At 45.1% G+C, this 21035-nt stretch carries 16 protein-coding genes; 6 read left to right on the top strand and 10 right to left on the bottom strand.

What is annotated here, in order from left to right; all coding sequences use genetic code 11:
* Window positions 1–33: 33 nt before the first annotated feature.
* The 8 genes from G9X63_RS03355 to G9X63_RS03320 all read right to left on the bottom strand — a co-directional run bounded on the left by G9X63_RS03355 (window position 34) and on the right by G9X63_RS03320 (window position 8864).
* Complete coding sequence (locus G9X63_RS03355) at window positions 34–642, bottom strand: OmpH/Skp family outer membrane protein (RefSeq protein WP_130895207.1); 609 nt, start codon at window positions 640–642, stop codon at window positions 34–36.
* A 46-nt stretch (window positions 643–688) separates the two neighbouring features.
* Complete coding sequence (locus G9X63_RS03350) at window positions 689–1273, bottom strand: OmpH/Skp family outer membrane protein (RefSeq protein ID WP_252624323.1); 585 nt, start codon at window positions 1271–1273, stop codon at window positions 689–691.
* A gap of 2 nt (window positions 1274–1275) precedes the next feature.
* Entirely contained in the window at window positions 1276–3930 is a 2655-nt protein-coding gene (gene bamA / locus G9X63_RS03345; RefSeq protein ID WP_130895205.1) for an outer membrane protein assembly factor BamA, read from the bottom strand.
* Window positions 3931–3946: 16 nt separating this feature from the next.
* Window positions 3947–4687, bottom strand: coding sequence for an isoprenyl transferase (locus G9X63_RS03340; protein WP_130895204.1), 741 nt, complete (start codon window positions 4685–4687; stop codon window positions 3947–3949).
* Between the two features lie 71 nt (window positions 4688–4758).
* Window positions 4759–5451 (bottom strand): DUF6089 family protein, encoded by a 693-nt coding sequence (locus tag G9X63_RS03335; RefSeq protein WP_130923005.1) that lies wholly within the window; start codon window positions 5449–5451, stop codon window positions 4759–4761.
* A gap of 26 nt (window positions 5452–5477) precedes the next feature.
* Complete coding sequence (locus tag G9X63_RS03330) at window positions 5478–7016, bottom strand: DUF1501 domain-containing protein (protein WP_252624321.1); 1539 nt, start codon at window positions 7014–7016, stop codon at window positions 5478–5480.
* A gap of 2 nt (window positions 7017–7018) precedes the next feature.
* The gene (locus G9X63_RS03325; RefSeq protein ID WP_252624319.1) at window positions 7019–8389 is read right to left on the bottom strand and encodes a DUF1800 domain-containing protein; all 1371 of its coding nucleotides are present in this window, start codon (window positions 8387–8389) and stop codon (window positions 7019–7021) included.
* A 1-nt stretch (window position 8390) separates the two neighbouring features.
* A complete protein-coding gene (locus G9X63_RS03320; RefSeq protein WP_130895200.1) occupies window positions 8391–8864 on the bottom strand; it encodes a hypothetical protein in 474 nt (157 codons plus the stop codon).
* 152 nt (window positions 8865–9016) lie between these two features.
* Here G9X63_RS03320 and secA point away from each other — a divergent pair, with 152 nt between their 5' ends.
* Complete coding sequence (gene secA / locus G9X63_RS03315; protein WP_252624317.1) at window positions 9017–12370, top strand: preprotein translocase subunit SecA; 3354 nt, start codon at window positions 9017–9019, stop codon at window positions 12368–12370.
* A 468-nt stretch (window positions 12371–12838) separates the two neighbouring features.
* Here secA and proB read toward each other — a convergent pair whose 3' ends face one another.
* Together proB and aat are read right to left on the bottom strand one after the other, a co-directional pair.
* Window positions 12839–13867 (bottom strand): glutamate 5-kinase, encoded by a 1029-nt coding sequence (proB, locus tag G9X63_RS03310; protein ID WP_252624314.1) that lies wholly within the window; start codon window positions 13865–13867, stop codon window positions 12839–12841.
* A 13-nt stretch (window positions 13868–13880) separates the two neighbouring features.
* Complete coding sequence (gene aat, locus G9X63_RS03305; RefSeq protein ID WP_130895197.1) at window positions 13881–14489, bottom strand: leucyl/phenylalanyl-tRNA--protein transferase; 609 nt, start codon at window positions 14487–14489, stop codon at window positions 13881–13883.
* 225 nt (window positions 14490–14714) lie between these two features.
* On the opposite strand from aat, the gene G9X63_RS03300 reads away from it, so the two are divergent.
* From G9X63_RS03300 to G9X63_RS03280, 5 genes are all read left to right on the top strand, one after another.
* The gene (locus tag G9X63_RS03300) at window positions 14715–15377 is read left to right on the top strand and encodes a GNAT family N-acetyltransferase (protein WP_130895196.1); all 663 of its coding nucleotides are present in this window, start codon (window positions 14715–14717) and stop codon (window positions 15375–15377) included.
* A 7-nt stretch (window positions 15378–15384) separates the two neighbouring features.
* Complete coding sequence (gene argG, locus G9X63_RS03295) at window positions 15385–16578, top strand: argininosuccinate synthase (protein ID WP_252624311.1); 1194 nt, start codon at window positions 15385–15387, stop codon at window positions 16576–16578.
* A gap of 1 nt (window position 16579) precedes the next feature.
* Window positions 16580–17521, top strand: coding sequence for an N-acetyl-gamma-glutamyl-phosphate reductase (argC, locus tag G9X63_RS03290; protein ID WP_252624309.1), 942 nt, complete (start codon window positions 16580–16582; stop codon window positions 17519–17521).
* Between the two features lie 122 nt (window positions 17522–17643).
* Window positions 17644–18768 carry an aspartate aminotransferase family protein gene (locus G9X63_RS03285; protein ID WP_252624307.1) on the top strand — a complete coding sequence of 375 codons (1125 nt, stop codon included), beginning with the start codon at window positions 17644–17646 and terminating at the stop codon, window positions 18766–18768.
* 95 nt (window positions 18769–18863) lie between these two features.
* Complete coding sequence (locus tag G9X63_RS03280; protein ID WP_252624305.1) at window positions 18864–20981, top strand: peptidylprolyl isomerase; 2118 nt, start codon at window positions 18864–18866, stop codon at window positions 20979–20981.
* Window positions 20982–21035 lie beyond the last annotated feature (54 nt).

Here is a 21035-nt window from a genome sequence, read left to right as displayed (position 1 = left end):
TCCGATCAGGCTTCCTTATAAAGGCTTTAGCCATTACTTCTTAGGAGCTGCTGGCTTCGCTGCTGGCGCTGCTGCTGGAGCCGCTGCCGCTGGAGCTGGAGCACCTGCTGGACGAGGCGTAATTCCCATTTTCTTTAATACTAAGTCTGAAATATCTGCCTCCGCTGGGAAGTGCAATAAAACAGGGTTAGCACCTGTTCCTGGCTCGTAGTTGTTGAATACGAATGTGTATGCATTCTCGTTTGCCACAGCGTGCATGTTCTCTTCTATCTTCTTCACGATAGGTTGTAACAATTGAGCTTGCTTCTTTTGAATCGAAGTTTGTGCATTTTGTTGAAACTCTTGGATCGAAGTTTGTAAGTTTTGTAATTCCTTCTCTTTGTCTTGCTTGATGATGTCAGACGTGTTAGCTGGCATTTTCTCGTAAACAGCCGCTTTGTCTTGGAAATCTTTGATTTTAGCTTGGATCAAGGTTTGGTATTGCTTCTCCGTGTTTTTCAAATCTTCCTCTACTTGCTTAGCCTCAGGCATTTGGCTATAAATTTTCTCTTGGTAGATGAATCCGATTTTTACTTGAGCCGTTGCAGGCAACGCAGCTAATCCGAAAAGTAGGCCTGCGGCCAAAATAAACTTGTTTTTCATGTGTATTAATAATTTGTTTGTGTTCTCTGTATTATTTAGGGTAAAATTAATTCTTTTTAGGACTTTTCGGCTCTTGCGCCTCCTCTTTCTTTGCTTTTTCTACCAAATTAGGATCTAACTCTAGTCCTAATTCTTCTAAAACATAGTCAGAATAGTCATGAACCGGATTTGTGTACAAGAGGACTAATCCATCATTTGCTTTGTCAAAGATAAAATCCAAACGTTTCGCCCGAACCACCTTCTCAATCGCCTTCGAAATTTGATCTAAGATCGACTTATAGGCTGCTTGCTTTAACTTGAACAACTCTCCCTCTTCCCCAAAAACCTGATTCTCAAAAGCCTTCGCCTCTTTGCTCTTCGATTGAATCTCCGCTAGTCGTTGCTGCTTCAAATCCTCCGTTAATAAAAGCTCCTCTAGCTTGTATTCCTTTTCGAGCTTCTCTACACTCAACTTTTTCTTTTCTACTTCAGCTAACCAAGTCTTCGTATTCTGATCGATTTGCTGCTGGACTTTCGCATAATCCGGCATCTTAGAGGTAATAAATTCCGTGTCTACATAACCGAACTTCTGTGCAAACGTGTGGCTTGCAAAAAACAGAATCCCCAGCGATATAAGCAACAAACGTCTCATTCCTATCTAAGTTGTTGACCAATCGAGAAAGTGAAGGCTTGACGGCCAAAATCTGATTCTCCTGGACGCGGCTTATCAAAGCCCATACCATAATCAATTCCAATCATACCAAAGGCTGGCATAAAGATACGCGCTCCAAATCCAGCCGACTTATATAGATTAAATGGATTGTATTCCCCTAAAGAAGAGAAGTTATTCCCACCCTCCGCAAAACCTAAAACGAAGATCGTCGCTGATGGGTTTAAGGATACAGGATAACGCACTTCCATCACAAACTTGTTATAAGCAACCCCACCGTTACCATACGAACCTGAAGGCCCAATAACGCGGTCTTTGTATCCTCTTAGACCTACGATATCCCGGTTAAAGGAGAATCCTTGCACCATACCAGAGCCCCCTAAATCAAAGCGCTCAAAGCGAGTAATCTCTTTACCCCCATAAGAACCTAAGAAACCTAAGTGAGCGCGCGTATGTAAGATGAATTTACCTACTAATGGACTAAACCAACTCGCGTCCATCATCCACTTATGATACTCAATCAATAAGTTATCCTTATTCAAGCCTAACATGCTGAACGGAGGCGTTAAAGTACCTGATAAAGAGAAACTAGACCCTGAACGTGGGAAAGTAGGATTATCAATACTATTTCTCGAAAGATTCGTCATGAACGTGACAGACGTAGAAATACCTTGAGGATAAGCCCACGTATAGTAACGATCCACATCGAAACGCGAGAAAGCTAAGGAATGACTTAACGAGAAGTAATCATCCGGCCACTTTAATCTTTTTCCTAAGCTTAAAGACAAACTCGTTACGTTAAAGTGCGCGTCTACTAAGGAATCCGGCACCGCATAATTTCCGTAGCCACCACCCAGCGCACCACCGTAACCGCCGTAACCACTTCCATAGCCACCATAACCACCATAGCCTCCGCCGTAACCACCTAGTCCACTACCACCAAAGTTGTTATAACCCGTTTGGCGGAATTTATAAGGGTAGGAAATACTGCTATTTAAGGAAATAGAGAAAGAATTAGGTTTCTTACCCCCTAACCAAGGCTCCGTAAATGTTAAGCTGTAATTCTGGAACGATGCTCCGTTTGCTTGGAACTTAACAGCTAGCTTTTGGCCATCCCCTGCAGGCAATGGATGATATGATTTCGGATTAAAGATATTCTTAGCCGAGAAGTTATTAAAAACAACCCCTAAAGTACCTACAAAACCGATGTAGCCACCCCAACCTCCTGAAAGTTCAATTTGATCGGATGCTTTCTCTTCTACATTGTACTCGATATCCACGGTTCCGTCTGGACGCGGAATCGGGTTAGGGCTAATCTTCTCCGGGTTAAAATAACCAATCGTCGAAAGCTCACGTACGGTACGAATGATGGCAGACTTATTGAATTTTTGACCCGGAAGCGTCCGAATCTCCCGCATCACCACGTGATCTGAAGTCTTCGTATTTCCGTTCAAGGTAACTTTATTAATGGTCGCTTGCTTTCCCTCTGAGATGCGAATGGTCAAGTCGATGGAATCGCCCTCGATAGCCGTTTCTACAGGTTCTGCTCGGTAGTATAGATACCCATTATCCATGTAAACTGAACTTAAATCCTCGCCTGGATTTGAATTCATTTTCTTGTCTAATTCTTCTGTATTGTAGACATCCCCCTTCTTAACGCCTAATACATCGCGCAATAAAGAATCTGGGTAAATGTAATTTCCTTCAAATCGAATAGTGCGGTAATAATATTTTCGCCCTTGTTCAATAGTTAGTACTAGGTTAATGGACTCTTTATTGAAATTACCAATGGAGTCAGACTTCAATTGGAAATCACGGTAACCTAATTTATTCATCGCCGCTAGTAACTTTTCCTTGTCTTCATCCCATTTCTTAGGAACGAATTTAGACGGCTTGAAAATACGGCCAAAACGAATCTGCTTGGTATTTTTAATCTTACGCAAAATCAGTGAACGCTGACTTTCGTCAATCCCGTTAATGATGATTTTGTTTACTTTCACCTTCTCCCCTTTATCTACTGCAATTTGAAGGATGGCATTGTTTCCACGCAAGGTGTCTGTCTTAATCGTCGACTTGGTCTTCGCATTAAGGCGACCTTTTTCTTGGTAATATTTGCGAATCGTTAATTCTAAGTTTTTACGAAGCGTCTCTGTGATGATCTTACCTTTATACGTCTTCATCTTTTCGTTCAAAGCTTCTTGCTCGCCTTTTCTGATCCCTGTGTATTGGATAGAGAATAAACGAGGACGTTCTTTCAATTCGATCATCAACCAAATTTTTCCTTCCTCGGCCTTCGTGGCATAGATTTGGACTTCATCTAAAATCCCTTGATTCATGATCTTGCGAATCGCAGAACCGATCGCATCACCTGGAACCTTGATTTTATCTCCCACTTGAAGACCGGAGATATTAATCATCGAAGTTCCGTCGTAAAACTGAGAACCCGTTACTTGAATATCCGCAATGGTATATTCCTTCGGATCAGCATACGAGAAATTGGTTTCAGGCAGTGCAGAGCTGAGGGAACGAGCGCCACCCAAAATTTGGGCAGAGGCAGAATAAGCTCCTAGGATAAAAATAAGTAGGCCAAAAAAGAGGCTACGGTTATTGTGTAATCGGATGGCAATTGATTTTTTCATACGGGGGCCTCAGCCCTTAATTTAATTGTTCACTAATCTTTCCAAAACGTCTCTCACGCATTTGAAAGTCTATAATCGCTTCATTTAGATGTTCTTTTCTAAAATCAGGCCAAAACAAATCTTCAAAAATATACAACTCTGCATAGGCTAATTGCCACAACATAAAATTACTAATCCGGTGGTCTCCCCCTGTTCTGATCATTAAATCAGGGTCAGGCATTCCTGCCGTAGACAAGTACTCGTTTATCGTATCAGCCGTAATCGATGCTGCGTTTAATTCGCCACTTTTTACTTTCTCAGCAATCTGCTGAGTCGCCTGTACTAGATCCCATTTACCGGAATAAGACAAGGCTAAATTCAAGGTCAATCCCTGATTGTTCGCCGTTTTCTCCATCGCTTTTTCTAATTCAGCGCGGGATGAGGCGGGTAATTTACTGAGATCCCCTATCGCTTTCAGGCGAATATCTTTCTGGATCATTCCAGGCAATTCATCTTTAATGGCGCCCACTAAAAGACTCATTAAGGCAGTTACCTCTGCTTTAGGCCGATTCCAATTCTCTGTAGAAAAGGCATACAAGGTCAAAAACTTCACTCCTAATTCTCCACAACCTTCGATGGTCTCCCGCACCGCTTTCAAGGCAGATCTATGTCCAAAAACACGATCCATGATGCCTTGTTGCTTAGCCCAACGTCCATTACCATCCATAATAACGGCGATGTGAACAGGAACATGATGTAGATCAATTAACTCTTTCAATGTAATTCAGAATTTGTAATCAATAAGGGGCAAATGTAGTCATATTGGCCACCCTATCCAATTAAAACTTGTTAATAGGTAGGACAAAAAACGGATTGAATCGTGTAGGTAACGGTGAGGGAGGAATTCAGAAATTGATCCCCTTTCGTCAGATTAAAGGATGCTTCGCCCTCTGACAAAGGACGATCTAATGCATCTGTAAAGGTCTTTCTCGCCCCTAAATCGAATTGAATTCCCCAGCTAGGAGACAGTTGGTATTTCACCCCAACCCCGAAAGGCAAGGCATAATTCATTTTCGTATTGGTCTTGAAACCGACGCCATCTTGGTTGCCGGATACTTTGGCAAAAACCGTAGAAATACCCGCATAGAAATAGGGCGTCCAGTTGTTTACGCGTCTAACGGAGTTTTGGTAATTCAAGAAATTATATTCCACCAAGGCGTCTAAACCGAATATGGACGTTGCAAAATTCGTTACAGGAAGCGCCACTGTCACCGGAGAAACACGGTTACCGGTGCCACCTTTCAAATCCGTAAACACGGCTTGAAGTCGGTAAGCAAAAGTGGGGCTGTTTTGATAGCGCACCTGCAGATTTAAGGCAGGACGAGTCATCGCAAACTCCTTATTGTTAGGGAGTGTATGCCAATTTGCCCAGGTTCCGTGGTAGAGGGAGCCTCCTAAACCAGCACCATAAGACCAGCGTTGTGCGCTTGCAGACAAGCTAAACAACGTAAGTAAAAGCAATAAATAGAAGTTCTTTTTCATCAATCTACAAAGATAAGCATCTGATTCTAATTTACTATGATTAATCGTTTGGTAATTCTTGCTCCGGTGGAAGCGGCTAAACTAACTAAATACGTGCCCGCCGGGAATTGCGTTATATCTACTGGATAGGTATAGGTTCCGCTCGGCACTTCGCCGGCGAAAATCGATCCCAGTTTTTGACCTTGCATGTCGAAAAAAGCAAGCTCAATGCGCATCGCCTCAAAGGCTGCGAATTGGATTCGAACTTGACCGGAGGCTGGATTAGGCGCTGGATCAAGCAAGGTCACTTTGACACCCGCCTCAGCGATGAGCGGCGAATTCAAGAAGATGGGTAATCGATCAAACGACTTTTTGAAAATACCGGCAGTGCTCGTGGTGGACAAGCCTAAATGATCCGATAAAACGGTGGAATACACTTGACGGTAGTCAAAATTAGGTTTTAAATCGCCGTTGGAATCTAGATTTACTAGATTCGGATTCTCCCCTATTAAGCCTCCGCGTACGGTATTTCCGATGACGAACATAGGAGCTGCCGTTCCGTGGTCGGTTCCGGTGGTGCCGTTTTGGTTCACCCGTCGCCCAAATTCCGAGAAGGTCATCAGGGTGACTTTGTCTGCTTTGTTTTGGGTTTTTAAATCTTTCTGAAAGGCGGTTACCGCATCCGAAATCTGTTTCCACAGATTCGCGTGCTGATTCAATTGATTCGCATGGGTATCAAAACCACCGATCGTGCACAAATAAACAGGGGTCTCGAGTCCTCCTGAGATCAGTTTTGCGACGATACCTAGCTGCTTAGCCAGATTAGTGGCCGGATAGGTAACGGAATTGGCTCCTTTCAAAGCCCCATCTCGAATGACAGTAGAATACTGAATCGAGGTGCTGGAGACCTGTTTTAAAAACGCTAATTCATCCCCCGCTAAGGTTGCCGGAGGAATTTCGTCATCTGATAAAGTGCCAGAGACGAGTTGATAGAAGAGGTTAGGGTCTTCAAAAACGGTGCCGAAACGACCCATGTCCGATTGAAATAAAAGAGATTCCACGGAACCTAATTGGATCGCCATGGGGTGAGCGGGCATCGAAATGGGGTATGCAGGGTATTTTTCAGCCAAATAACGTGCCGCCCAGCCTTCCTCCCAGACTACATTCGCATCCGATCCGGTATTCCAGATGTCGGTGGCGCGGAAGTGGGAACGGTTCGGGTTTGCGTAGCCTACGCTTTGGACTATTGCCACATTTCCTTGATCATACAAAGATTTAATTCCCGTCATCGAAGGATGCAAATACATCCCATTTTTTAGGGCGAGCGCGTCAACTTTTTTGATCGCGATGTCTGGTCTTTTCGCAAAGTACGTATCGTTTTCCGCTGGAATCACCGTATTTAATCCGTCATTCCCCCCAGACAATTGAATGATCACTAACGCATTTCCTGCAGGCACAGAGGCCGCTAAACCAGCAGGCAATGCGGCGTAGGCCTGCCCGGGAATACCCGAAATGCCTAATCCGACCCCTCCAGAAAGAAGCGCCATCCGCCGTAAAAACTCAGACCTAGTTAGTTCCTTCTTCATTTTTAGCAGAGTTGAAATTCAGGTAGGCGCATGACCGCTTTGAAAAATTGCTGCAAATTCACATTAGCTCCTGGAGTGTAGGTAGACCAGTTTTTAACGATGGTTCCACCTAATAGCGTCTCAAGCAAAAAGGCTTTTTTCTTTGCGGTGACCGGAAATTGCAAAAATAAGGCTAACACGTCGTCGACGAATTCCACCGCATTCTCTGAATTCAGGAAAGTTTGCGCATACGGCACCGGAACTAATTTACCTGACACTGCCACCCCATTGTAGCGCTTACCTGTGATTAAGGAATCACTAAATCCACCTCGGTAGGAATAGGTAGTGGACGAAATCCATTCGCGCTGACCCGGCCAGCCCGCCACATCGGGTGGTTGGAAGAGTTGCATTTGAAGGACTTTGGAAAGCTCATACATATTGATGTAATCCGGAGTAGGCAATTCTAATAGCTTACAAGCACCCACCATTAATTCCGTCGGGTTTTTGATTTTACTTCCCAGGTAAGCGGGCGTAAAAAATTCTTCCGAACTAAACAGGAACTTAAGTAGCGGTTTTATTTCGTAGTTGTTTGCACGCAAGACAGCGGCCATTTGTAGGACAAAAGCCTCGTTCGGTTTGTAGTAGACGAATTCCTTGTAGAGTTTTCGACAGAGGAATTCCGCCGTGGCTTTTTGTTCAAAAATATGATCCACTAAGGAGTTAATATCGAATTTTGCCGTTTTACCCAATACCGTTACCGAGGATTCGGTATACCAGCGACCAGCCACAAAATTCGCTTTTAAGCCGCTTACTTGCCAGCCAGATAGGACTTTAGCAGCCTGCTTTACATCCGCTTCTGAGTAATTCCCAATCCCCATCGTGAATAATTCCAAAAGCTCTCGGGCATAATTTTCATTCGGTACGGAGCCGCGGGAATTATTTCCATCCAAGTAGATCAAAATGGCGGGATCAATGGAGATCTCTTTTACCAGTTGTTTGAAATTGCCAAAAGCATATTTCCTGAACAAGGCATTCTGGGCGTACATGTTTTGGGGATACTGAACCTTATCCCGCTCATTCGCAAAATGATTATGCAGGAAGAGTACCATTTTCTCCTGCATGTTCAGGCCCTCTTTGTACATTAATTTAAACCACCAATAATTGAATTCCCGGTACCAGGTGCCTACCTCGTTCGAGGTGACTTGAGAAGCGGCAGGCGGAGTATTTACCCAGGCGTTCGGAGCTGCGGGAGCCGGAATCTCTTTTAACAGGGCTGCGTCAAGTAGTTCTGAAAACGAGCCGTAGCTCATAGCAACCGATACATCGTTCTTCGAATACCCAAAGAGTGTCCTCGCTACTAAGTGCCTCACATGTGTTGAATTCCAGGCGGCCATCTTAGTCGAGGAATTTAATGCGCAAAGTCGTATCCGGCTTGGAAAAACGCTGCACGCGCACATCCAATGAATTCGCGGCTTTCGTCACGCGCTGAGGAACAGCGATCTGATCAAAGAAAACGGGGTCCGCATCCACCAAGTCAATAACCTGTTTTTTACCCTTCTCGCCTTTAATCACGAGGTAATAATGGATTTCACTCTTGTATTTTGCGTCGGTGTATTTCTTGCGGATGGTTCCATTCCAGGTCATCTCCGTGATTTCATCCGCATCGTTGTATACTTTTTGAGACCAAATGTTAGGCAGAAAAATCTGCGCCGCGAAGGCCATTCCGGTCATGGCGATTAAGATAGAGCCAAAGTTCTTACCAAAAAAGTCATCCTTGTTCGCCGATCCGCCGCCACCCATTCCTCCGAAAAGGGGCATTTTTAATTTTTTACGGGGAGCTCTTCGCGGTGGAACTGGAACGTCTGACATTTTGTTGAGGAGATTAATTTACAAATCAACTAATTTTGATTGGATTCTAACATTTTTTCGGATTAATTTATCGATTATAGTTAGGATAAAAATTCAAATTGGTAAATTGCCTTTTCATTTTTCCAAACGCCTAACAAGCACAGAATATTATAATGATTTCATTCATCAGTAAATCGGTAACGAAAATTTTTGGCACGAAATCAGAGCGCGACATTAAAGCGTTGATGCCTATCGTTGAGAATATAAAAAACGAGTACGCTAAGTTAGCCAGCTTGTCCGATGACGAATTACGCGGTAAAACGACGGAGTTCAAATCGCGCATCGCCGCTTTCTTATCCGATATAGATAATCAAATTACTTCCCTACATACCTCTGCAGAAGAAACAGAAGATGTAGATGCGAAAGACCGTTTTTTCCAAGAAATCGATGCCCTTCAACTAGAGCGTAATACGCGCTTAGAGGTCGTATTGATGGAAATATTGCCAGAAGCCTTCGCGGTGGTGAAAGAAACTGCACGTCGCTTTACAGAGAACAAACAATTAGTTGTAACAGCAACCGTAGAAGATAAATTCATCGCTTCTAAGAAGAAGAATGTGGTGATTGAGGGGGAGAAAGCCATTTGGAAAAACCAGTGGTTAGCTGCTGGAAATGAGATTACCTGGGATATGGTGCACTATGATGTGCAGCTAATCGGGGGTATTGTATTACACCAAGGAAAGATTTCTGAAATGGGTACGGGTGAAGGAAAAACACTCGTTTCGACCCTTCCTACGTATTTAAATGCACTTGCTGGTCGCGGGGTTCACTTAGTAACGGTGAATGATTACTTAGCAAAACGTGACTCCGAGTGGAATGCACCCTTGTTTGAATTCCACGGCTTAAAAGTGGATTGCATCGATAAACACGAACCGAATACAGAAGAGCGTCGTGTCGCTTACATGGCGGACATTACGTATGGTACAAATAATGAGTTTGGCTTTGATTACTTGCGCGACAACATGGCGCGTAGTTTAGAGGATCAAGTCCAAAGACCCCACCATTTCGCAATGGTCGATGAGGTTGACTCCGTGTTAATCGATGATGCGAGAACACCATTGATTATCTCTGGACCGATTCCAAGAGGTGACGAGCAAGAGTTCGAAACGTTCCAACCACGTATTTTTAAATTAGTAGAAGCACAGAAGCAGATCGTTCAGAACTTCTTAGTGGAAGCGAAGAAATTGATTGCCGCTGGTGATAAGAAAGAGGGCGGTTTGGCCCTATACCGCGCCTACAAAGGTTTACCTAAGTCTAAGCCATTGATCAAATTCTTGTCTGAAAACGGCATGAAGCAATTGATGAACGAGACGGAGAGCACGTTCCTAGCAGACAACCAAAAATTGATGCCAGAGGCAGTAGCGCCGTTATTGTTCACGATCGAGGAGAAGAACAACCAGGTGGAGATGACCGAAAAAGGGTTGGAATTTATGAGTGGCAACACCGAGAATCCGAACTTCTTCGTACTACCCGATTTGTCGATCGATTTAAATAAAATTGAGCAAAATAAGGAATTATCTGACGCGGACCGTTTAGGCGCGAAGGAGCAATTAATCCAAGAATACAACGAGAAAGCATCGCGTATTCACACGGTGAGCCAGTTATTGAAGGCCTATACCCTATTCGAGAAGGATACGGAATATATCTTAGTAGATGGCAAGGTGAAGATCGTGGATGAGCAGACGGGTCGTGTGATGGAAGGTCGTCGTTATTCGGATGGCTTGCACCAGGCGATTGAGGCGAAAGAAGGGGTGAATGTAGAAGATGCATCCCAAACCTATGCCACGGTAACCCTCCAAAACTATTTCCGTATGTACCACAAATTAGGCGGTATGACGGGAACGGCGGAGACGGAAGCGGGTGAGTTTTGGACGATCTATAAATTAGATGTCGTTTCAATTCCTACGAATCGTGTCATTCAACGTAAGGACCACGAAGATAAAGTGTACCGCACGGTGCGCGAGAAATACAACGCGGTGGCGGATGAGATTCAAGAATTAGTAGCGAGCGGACGTCCGGTCTTAGTAGGTACGACTTCGGTGGAGAACTCGGAATTATTGAGTCGCTTGTTAACGATTCGCAAGATTCAACACAATGTTCTTAATGCCAAACAGCACGCACGCGAGGCGGAAATCGTCGCAGAAGCGGGTCAGTCAGGCAAGGTTACGATCGCTACGAATATGGCGGGTCGTGGTACCGATATTAAATTAAGTATAGAATCTAAAGCTGCTGGTGGTCTTGCGATCATCGGTACGGAGCGCCACGAATCACGTCGCGTCGATCGCCAGTTACGTGGTCGTGCAGGTCGTCAAGGGGATGTGGGTTCGTCACAGTTCTTTGTTTCCTTAGAGGATAACTTGATGCGTCTTTTCGGATCAGACCGTATCGCGAAAGTGATGGACCGTTTGGGAATGGAAGAAGGCGAAGTGATCCAACACTCGATGATTACCTCATCGATTGAAAGAGCACAGAAGAAGGTGGAAGAGAATAACTTTGGCATTCGTAAACGTCTATTAGAATACGATGACGTGATGAACTACCAACGTAACGCCATCTACAAACGTCGCCAAAACGCCCTTTTAGGCGAGCGCCTATCATTGGATATTATCAACATCTTGTTCGACGTGTGCCGCGACATCGCGACGCAGTTTACGAGCTACGACGATTTCGAATTGAAAACGATCGAACTTCTTGGAATGGAGCCGCCATTCGATGCGTCAGCGTTCAATAAATTGAATAATGACCAAAGAACGGAACAATTATTCCTAGCGGCAGAGCAACATTATAAGTCGAAAAACGAGGTCATCGCCTCTCAAGTCATTCAGGTGGCGCAAGAAGCGAAACAACACGGCTATTCTGGCATTCAAGTGCCGATTAGCAATGGACAAATGACGACAGGTATCGTCGTAGATGCAGACAAAACGATTTCAACACAAGGTAAAGAGGTGGTCAAAGAGATGGAGAAATTCATCACCTTATCGCTGATCGACCAAGAGTGGAAAGAGCATTTACGCGAGATGGATGATTTGAAACAATCGGTTCAAAACGCCGTATTCGAACAAAAAGACCCTTTATTGATCTACAAATTCGAATCCGTGAACTTGTTCCAACGTTTCGTAGCCCGCGTGAACATGGATACCATCAGCTTTGTGATCAAAGCTGAAATTCCAGCGGTTCAACAAACGAATCAATCGTCTGCCAAAGCACCGAAAGAGAAAGCACCTAAATTGCAAATGAGCAAGGACGATGCAATTTCTTCTTTATTAGGTGGCCTAGCTGGTGCTCAAGAGGAATACCACGATCCGTCTACTCCTTCAGTAGAACGCGCGGCACCTCGCCAAGCCATCAAAATTGCAGACCGTAACCAACGCGTGACTGTTCAATACGCTGACGGAAGCATCAAAGAAGATGTGAAGTACAAGACGGTGGAACAGGATGTGGAGAGCGGGAGAGCGGTGGTGATAGCATAGTCGGCGCAAAGCGCCTCAGTCAAAGAGGGTCGTTGCTGCGCAACTTATGTCATCGCTAAGCGATTTAGTCGGCGCAAAGCGCCTCAGTCAAAGGGTCGGCGCAAAGCGCCTTAGTCAAAGGGTCGGCGCAAAGCGCCTTAGTCAAAGCGTCGTTGCTGCGCAACTTAGTCATCGCTAAGCGATTTAGTCGGCGCAAAGCGCCTCAGTCAAAGGGTCCGGAGAGAAATCAATCTTTTCGGACTTTTTATTTTATAGCATGCAATGACTAAGCCACGAAGTGGCGACTAAACGACGAAGTCGTGACTAAATCGCGCAGCAATGACTAAGCCACGAAGTGGCGACTAAACGACGAAGTCGTGACTAAATCGCGCAGCGATGACTAAGCCGAAGGCGACTAAGCCACGAAGTGGCGACTAAACGACGAAGTCGTGACCAAGTCCGCAGGACGACTAAACGACGAAGTCGTGACTAAATAAGAACGATGTCGTCGGCGTTTGCGACTTCCACCCCACTGCTCGCCCCCTCCAGCTCCGCTTTCGAGCATCTAGCCCTAGCAATGGCAAAAGGTGTTTTAGTGGAGTCTAGTAATTCGATGACCTCGCCTTTCATGAAATCGCCGAGTATTTCGGTGATGCCCACGGAAAGGAGGCTTTTGCGGGAGGTGATGGCTTTGACGGCGCCTTTGTCTAGGACGACTTTGCCGGTGATGAGGCTGCCGGCGGCGAGCCATTTTTGGCGGGCGGTTAAGCTGGCTTTGCCTGCTTCGAAGACGGTGCCTATTTTTTCGTGTAAGGCGTCTACGATTCCGCCTGCGTTGTCTAGTCCGAAAATCACGACCTTAATCCCTAAGCGCATGGCCAGGCGGGTGAAGGTGAGTTTTGAGATCATGCCGCCTAAACCGGTGGATGAGGTGTCAGAGGAAACGACGGATAAAGTGGAGGCGTCGATTTTAGGCACGTGGCGGATAATTTCGCCGTTTGCGTCTAAAAGGCCACCTACGGAAGTAGATATTAAAAGTTTTTCTGCGCCAAAGCCGGTCGCGATCAAGGTCGCGAGTTCGTCGTTGTCGGAGAATTTAAGTTCGGTGTTAGAGACGACGTCATTTTCGTTTGCGATGGGAATGACGTTGCTTTTCCAAAGTTCCGTGTAGGTTTCCTTTAATTGGAGGAAAGATTCGCGGTTCGAAAAGTGGTGGCGTTCGCAAAGCGATTGGGCGATGGCGATGCCGTATTTTGAGAAATACTGGTTGTATTTAGCGATGAGGATGGGGTTTCCGATCGCTGCGGCCGCTTTTCGTTCTGAAAGCGTGCCTTTGTAATTGTTTAAAAAGGCCTTCCCTGCGGCGACGGCTCCAGAGGAGACGAGGACGATGTGGTAGTCTTTTGTGAGGCTGGAAACTTGTTCTGCGATTTTCTCCAACGTCTGCTCGTTCACCTCCCCGTTCTTGTGGGTGATGGAAGAGGAGCCGAATTTGATGACTAGAATGGGCTTAGACATACCGCAATTTACGTTAAATTGTGGGTTTCTGAAAATGGCAGGTGCTTTTTAGGGCTTTGGCAAGTCTTCTCAGGTAAGCTGAACGCGGAATGTCAACGGCTCCGTAGCGCAAGACGTTATCGTTCATCATCTGCGAATCTAAGAGCTGGTAATTTTGTTCGCGCAGGATTTGGACCAAATAATGAAAGGCAATTTTCGAGGAATTAGAGACAAATGAGAACATCGATTCACCGAAAAAGGCCGCGCCCAAAGCCACTCCATACAATCCTCCCACTAATTTTCCGTCTTGCCAAGCTTCGACCGAATGAGCTAAACCCATCCGATGTAATTCCGTGTAAGCGGCAATCATTTCTTCCGAAATCCAGGTCTCATTCTCCGTGGGACGCGGCAAGGCACAATTACGCATGACTTGTTCGAAACTGGTGTCAATGCGAATTTCGAAGCGCTTTTGATTGATAAAAGGCCGAAGCGATTTAGCGGGCTGGTAACTTTGGATCGGGATTATCGCGCGAGGATCTGGGCTGTACCACAAAATCTCTCCGGTCTCTTCTGCCATGGGAAACACGCCAGACGCATACGCGTAGACGAGTGTTTCTGCAGTAAGTGGCGTAGAAGCGGCCATGAAATAATTTATTGATTATTGGGATTTAAACGAAGATTTCACGAAATTCGACCTTTAAACGCGGTTGTCACGTGACAAAGCTTTGGCAAAACTAAAGAATGGCCTTTATTAAATCAAATTATTACGCTACCTCTCCTCTTCGACGAAGGAGACGATTTATCTTCCGGGTCTGATACCCAGCAGGTTTTTGTGTAATTTGTTTCCTTCTTTTTTTTTCGTCCTTACATGAATAAATATACCGTTCAAGTGGCTAGCGAACAACATTTCGACCTAGCCGAATCCATCTGCCACGAGATGGCTGAATCAGCCAAAGCCCGCGGAACCGGAATTGCCAAGCGTACTCCCGAATACTTACAAGAAAAGATGTCCGAAGGGAAAGCGATCATCGCCACAGATGACGTGGATGGCTCTTTTGTGGGTTTCTGTTACATTGAAACCTGGCAACACGGCAAGTTTGTCGCGAACTCCGGTTTGATCGTCAAGCCTAGCTACCGCCAGTATGGGGTGGCCAAAGCCGTGAAGATGAAAGCCTTCGAATTATCGCGCAGCCGCTATCCAGATGCTAAAATCATTGGTATCACCACGTCCCTAGCGGTGATGAAAATCAACTCGGACTTAGGGTATGAGCCCACGACTTTTGCGGAATTACCGGTAGACGATAATTTTTGGAAAGGCTGCGAGTCTTGTGTGAATTTTGACATCCTAACTAGAACGGAACGCAAGATCTGTTTATGCACGGGAATGATTTATGATCCAGAGAACCCGGATAAGAAAACAACAGAAGAGAAAGATGAGAAGTGGTTATTCTTAAAGAATATCGCCGATTTTACCCGTCTAAAGAAGTTTAAAGAAAAATTACTACTGCCTTTCACGAAGAAAGCAAAATAGAAATAATATGAGCAAGCCTAAAGTAATTCTAGCGTTTAGTGGTGGTTTAGACACCTCCTTTTGTGTGAAATATTTAACGGAAGAGCGCGGCATGGAAGTGCATTCGGCCTTAGTAGACACGGGTGGATTCTCGCCGGCGGAGTTGAAAACGATCGAGAAGAAAGCCTATTCGCTGGGTGTGACTTCGCACGTGACCTTAGATGTGGTGGAGGAATACTACCAGGATTGTTTGAAGTATTTAGTGTACGGAAACGTCTTAAAAAACAATACGTATCCCCTTTCAGTCTCTGCAGAGCGCGTTTTTCAAGCTACGGCAGTCGCTAAGTATGCTGCCAAATTAGGAGCCAAAGCCATCGCGCACGGAAGTACAGGCGCGGGCAACGACCAAGTTCGTTTCGATGTGGTGTTCAGAATTCTAGCACCGGAGTGCGAGGTGATCACGCCTATCCGCGACTTGCAATTATCGAGAGAAGCAGAAATCGAATTCTTAAAATCGAAAGGCGTGGTGCAAGAATGGCACAAGTCGACTTATTCGATCAATAAAGGCCTTTGGGGTACATCCGTAGGTGGAAAAGAAACGTTAACCTCAGATGGTTATTTACCAGAAGAGGCTTGGCCTACGCAATTAACCAAGACTGCTCCTGAGAAAATTAGCTTGCAATTCGAAGCGGGTCAATTAGTCGGTTTAGATGGCAAGAAATTCCCATCGACCGTGGCTGCGATCCGGGAGTTAACGGAAAGAGCAGGTGCTTTTGCGATCGGACGTGACATCCACGTGGGTGATACGATCATTGGGATTAAGGGACGTGTGGGCTTCGAGGCTCCGGCGCCCTTGATCATCATTAAAGCACACCATTTATTAGAGAAACACGTGTTAACGAAACACCAATTGTATTGGAAACAAAACATTGGTGATATGTACGGAACGCTATTGCACGAAGGCCAATTCTTAGAGCCGGTGATGCGTAATTTCGAAACGTTCTTAGCGGATACGCAAGGAAATGTGACGGGTACGGTTTACGTGACCTTATCTCCTTACCAATTTATGGTGACGGGAATGGAATCGAAATATGATTTGATGTCGTCTGTTTTTGGGGCGTACGGAGAAATGAACAAAGCGTGGACAGGTGACGACGTGAGAGGATTCTCGAAAATCGCCTCGAATCAAACGATGATCCACCGGAAAGTGAACGAACAATAAGATGGCAAAGATCGGAATCGTTGGGGCCGCAGGCTACACCGGAGGGGAATTACTCAGAATTTTGGTGAATCACCCGGATGTGCATTTGACCTGCATTTTATCGAATTCACAGGCGGGAAAATTGATCTCGGATGTGCACACGGATTTATTGGGCTCTACGCATTTACGTTTTAGTAAAGACCTAACACCCGTAGACGTCCTCTTCTTATGTTCTGGACACGGCGAATCGAAGAAATTCTTAGCCGCGAACGACATTCCTTGGCACACCAAAATCATTGATTTAAGCACGGACTTCCGCGATGAATCCGAAGGCTTTGTCTACGGTTTAGCTGAGTTCCAAAAAGAAAAGATCCAATCCGCGACTAAAATCGCCAACCCTGGCTGTTTCGCCACTTCCATCGAATTAGCCCTTTTGCCTCTAGCGGCAGCTGGTTTAATCACCGAAGACGTGCACGTTTCAGCCATCACCGGTTCAACTGGCGCGGGTCAATCACTTTCGCCTACGAGCCATTTCTCCTGGAGAAATAACAATGTGAGTGTGTATAAGACGTTTACGCACCAGCATTTGGCAGAAATTAAACAGACTTTAGGTACAAAAAAGGCTATCCATTTTATCCCTTACCGCGGCAATTTCTCGCGCGGGATTATGGCAAATGTGTACACGCCTTACAGCGGGACGCAGGAGCAGGCCGAAAAACTATACGAAGATTTCTACGCGAATTCGCCCTTTGTTTTCCTTAGCCCAGCCGCGGTGGATGTGAAGCAAGTGGTGAATACGAACAAGTGTTTTCTTCATTTACAGGTCCATGAGGGCCAAATCCTCATCAGCTCCGTGATCGATAACTTGATTAAAGGTGCCTCCGGCCAAGCGGTTCAGAATATGAATTTGATGCTGGGGTGGCAGGAAGATGCTGGATTGAAATTAAAAGCCATTGGGTTTTAGAGTAGAGAGTATAGATTATAGATTATAGATTAGAGATATAAATCTCCTCTCTCTACTCTCCTATCTATAATCTAACGTAAACATCTCTTCTCTCTACTCTATTATCTATTATCTACCTATTTATGCAACTATTCAACGTATACCCCCTCTACGACATTGAGCTTGTAAAAGCCAAAGGAAGTACGGTGTGGGACAAAAACGGCCAGGAATACCTGGATTTATATGGTGGTCACGCGGTGATTTCCATCGGACACTCGCATCCTACCTATGTGAAGCGAATGACGGAGCAGCTGAATAACATTGGCTTCTACTCGAATTCGATTATCATTTCGGGTCAGCAGGAGCTAGCAGAAAAGCTGGGTCGCGTGTCTGGATACGAAGATTATACCTTGTTTTTAACGAATTCAGGAGCGGAATCAAATGAGAACGCCTTGAAATTAGCGTCGTTTCATACGGGTCGTAAGAAGGTGGTAGCGTTTTCGAAGGCTTTCCACGGGAGAACGGCGGGGGCTGTGGCGGTGACGGATAATCCAAGCATTGTGGCGCCTATTAATGACACGTCGCACGTGAGTTTCTTGCCATTTAATGGTTTGGAGGGATTGGAAGCGGGGATTACGGAAGAAACGGCGGCGGTGATTGTGGAAGGAATTCAGGGTGTGGGTGGTATTCAGGTGGCGAGTGATGCGTTCTTGCAGGCGTTGAGAAAGCGTTGTGATGAGACGGGGGCGCAATTGATTTTGGATTCAGTGCAGTGTGGCTATGGCCGTTCTGGGCAGTTTTTCTCGCACCAGTTTGCGGGGATTCATCCGGATATGATGACGACTGCCAAAGGTATGGGCAACGGCTTCCCTATTGGTGGGGTGTTAATCGCGCCTCATATTCAGGCGAGTTATGGTTTGCTGGGGACGACTTTTGGGGGGAATCACCTGGCTTGTACGGCGGCGAATGTGGTGCTGGATGTGATTCAAGAAGAAAAGTTGATCGAGAATGCATCGAAAGTAGGTGACTATATTCAGAAAGAGCTGAAAGGCATTAATGGAATTACGGAAGTGAGAGGTCGCGGTTTGATGATCGGGATTGAGGTAGAACAGCCTGTGGGGACCGTGAGAGATGCTTTATTATTTAAAGAACACATCTTCTGCGGTTATTCTGGGAAGCACACCTTGCGTCTTTTGCCGAGCTTAGCTATCGATCAAAAAATTGCGGACCAATTTTTACAGAGTTTAAAAACGGTTTTAGCAAATTAACCCTTGCTTTTGAACTAGAAATGTGATTATTTTGCGTTTCTTTGTTCAAAACACAAGAGCAAAATAAAGCGTAAAAACAATTATTTATCCTTATAATGGCATTAATTACAAAAATTAGAGAGAAGTCAGGAGTAGCGGCGGCGGCGATTGCTATCAGTTTAGTATTGTTCCTAGTAGGAAGTGATATTTTCCAAGGTAAATCCTCTTTGTTCGGGTCTAACTCGCAAGAAGTAGGTGAAATCGCTGGAGAGAGCATCCTGATTCAAGATTTCCAAAAGAAAGTAGAAGAAGCTACGCAGAATTACACAGCCCAAACGGGTAAAGGACCCTCTGAACAAGAGGCGAGCATGATTCGTGACCAAGTTTGGAACCAATTAATCTTAGACATCGCTTACAAGAAAGAATTCGATGCCTTAGGAATCAAGGTTTCTGACGAAGAATTAATCGACATGGTTCAGGGAAATAACATCCACCCTTCTGTTCGTCAGCAATTCACAAACCCACAAACGGGTCAATTCGACAAGACTTTCGTCGTTCAGTTCTTAAAGAACTTGAAAACATTGCCAGTAGAGCAACAACAAGCGTGGGATCGTTTTGAGAAGTCTATCTCTCAAGATCGTATCCGTGCGAAATACGAGAACTTACTACGTATGTCTAACTACGTGACTCAAGCTGATGCAGCGAAGGAATACCAAGCGCAAACGGCGAAGTTCAATTCGAAATTCTTATTTGTTCCTTTCTTCTCTATCCCAGATTCGAGCATTAAGGTGCAAGATTCTCAATTAGAGGAGTATTTAGCGAAGCACAAAGACGAGTTCAAAGGAACAAACACGCGTTCTATCCAATACGCCACGTTCCCAGTAATTCCTACGAAACAAGATACGGTAGAGTTCTATAACTCGATCAAGAAGTTAGCGAAGGATTTAGCGGTAGCCCAAAACGATTCAGCGTTCGCGGTATTGAATTCAGATGTTCGTACCCCATATTTAGTTTCTTACTCAGAAATTCCACAAGCGGTGAAAGAGCAATTACCTACGTTCCAAGTGGGTGGTATCTACGGACCGTTCAAGGAAGGTTTAACGTATTCAATCTACAAATACGGTGGCGTGAAGAAAGATACCTTGTTCACGATGCGTGCTAGCCACATCTTGATCGCACCAGCGAACAAGTCGGATTCAGCGAAGGCGCAAGCGAGAACACGTGCAGAAGGAATTTTGGCACAAATTAAGGGAGGCGCGAGCTTCGAGACTTTGGCCCAAATGAACGGCATGGACGGCACCGCACAACAAGGTGGTGACTTAGGATATTTCAAAAACAACGGTGGAATGGCGAAGTCATTCGAGAAAGCGTTATTCGGTTTCAATGGTGCTGGTTTAATGCCAGGTATCGTAGAGACGGAATTCGGTTTCCACGTAGTGAAAGTAACGGACGCGAAAACAAACACAAGCTACAAGTTAGCAGCGATCAACAAAACGATTGCTCCTTCTCAAGCGACGATGGACAAAGTGTTCACGACGGCTGATGCGTTTGCGAATGCAAATGGCAACTTAGCTTCGTTCGAAGTGGCGTTGAAAAAAGATCGTAACTTGATCATGATGCGTGCTGAGCGTTTGACTGAAAATGCTTCTGCGGTAAATAACTTATCGAACGCACGAGAAATCGTACGTTGGGCATTTGATGACAACACAGCGGTAGGCGATGGTTCTAAGAAGGTATTCGAGCAAGATTCTCAATACATCGTGGCTTACGTAACAGGCAAGTCTGAGAAAGACAATGTGAAAGTAGAAGACTTCCGTTTAGAATTAACGGCTTTAGTTCGCAATCAATTGAAAGGCGAAATGATCGCTAAGAAATTAGAGAACAAGAAAGGTTCATTAGAGCAAATCGCACAAGCTTATGGCGCGGGTGCTTTAGTAGAATCGGTTCAAGATATTACCTTAGCTAGTGGTATGTTAAATACAGCGGGTCCTGATGCAGTCGCTTTAGGTCGCATCGCAGGTTTGAAAAACGGTAAGCGTTCGAAAGTATTCGTAGGAGATAACGGTGTGTTTATCGCTGAGAAATTAGGCGGTGCTCCTGCTCCAGCTTTAGCGGATTACTCTAATTTCAAGAACCAAATCCAAATGATGAACACACAACGTTCTTCATTCTACATTAACGAAGCGATTAAAGAAAATGCGAACATTGTAGACAAGCGCTACAAGTTCTACTAGGATTTAGAAATTTCGATTAGAAAAGCATTCTGCAAGGGATGCTTTTCTTGTTTA

The organism is Aquirufa antheringensis (assembly GCF_023921165.1).
Classification (GTDB): domain Bacteria; phylum Bacteroidota; class Bacteroidia; order Cytophagales; family Spirosomataceae; genus Aquirufa; species Aquirufa antheringensis.
The sequence above is the reverse complement of the archived record's forward strand: the minus strand, read 5'-3'. Positions and strand labels throughout refer to the sequence as shown.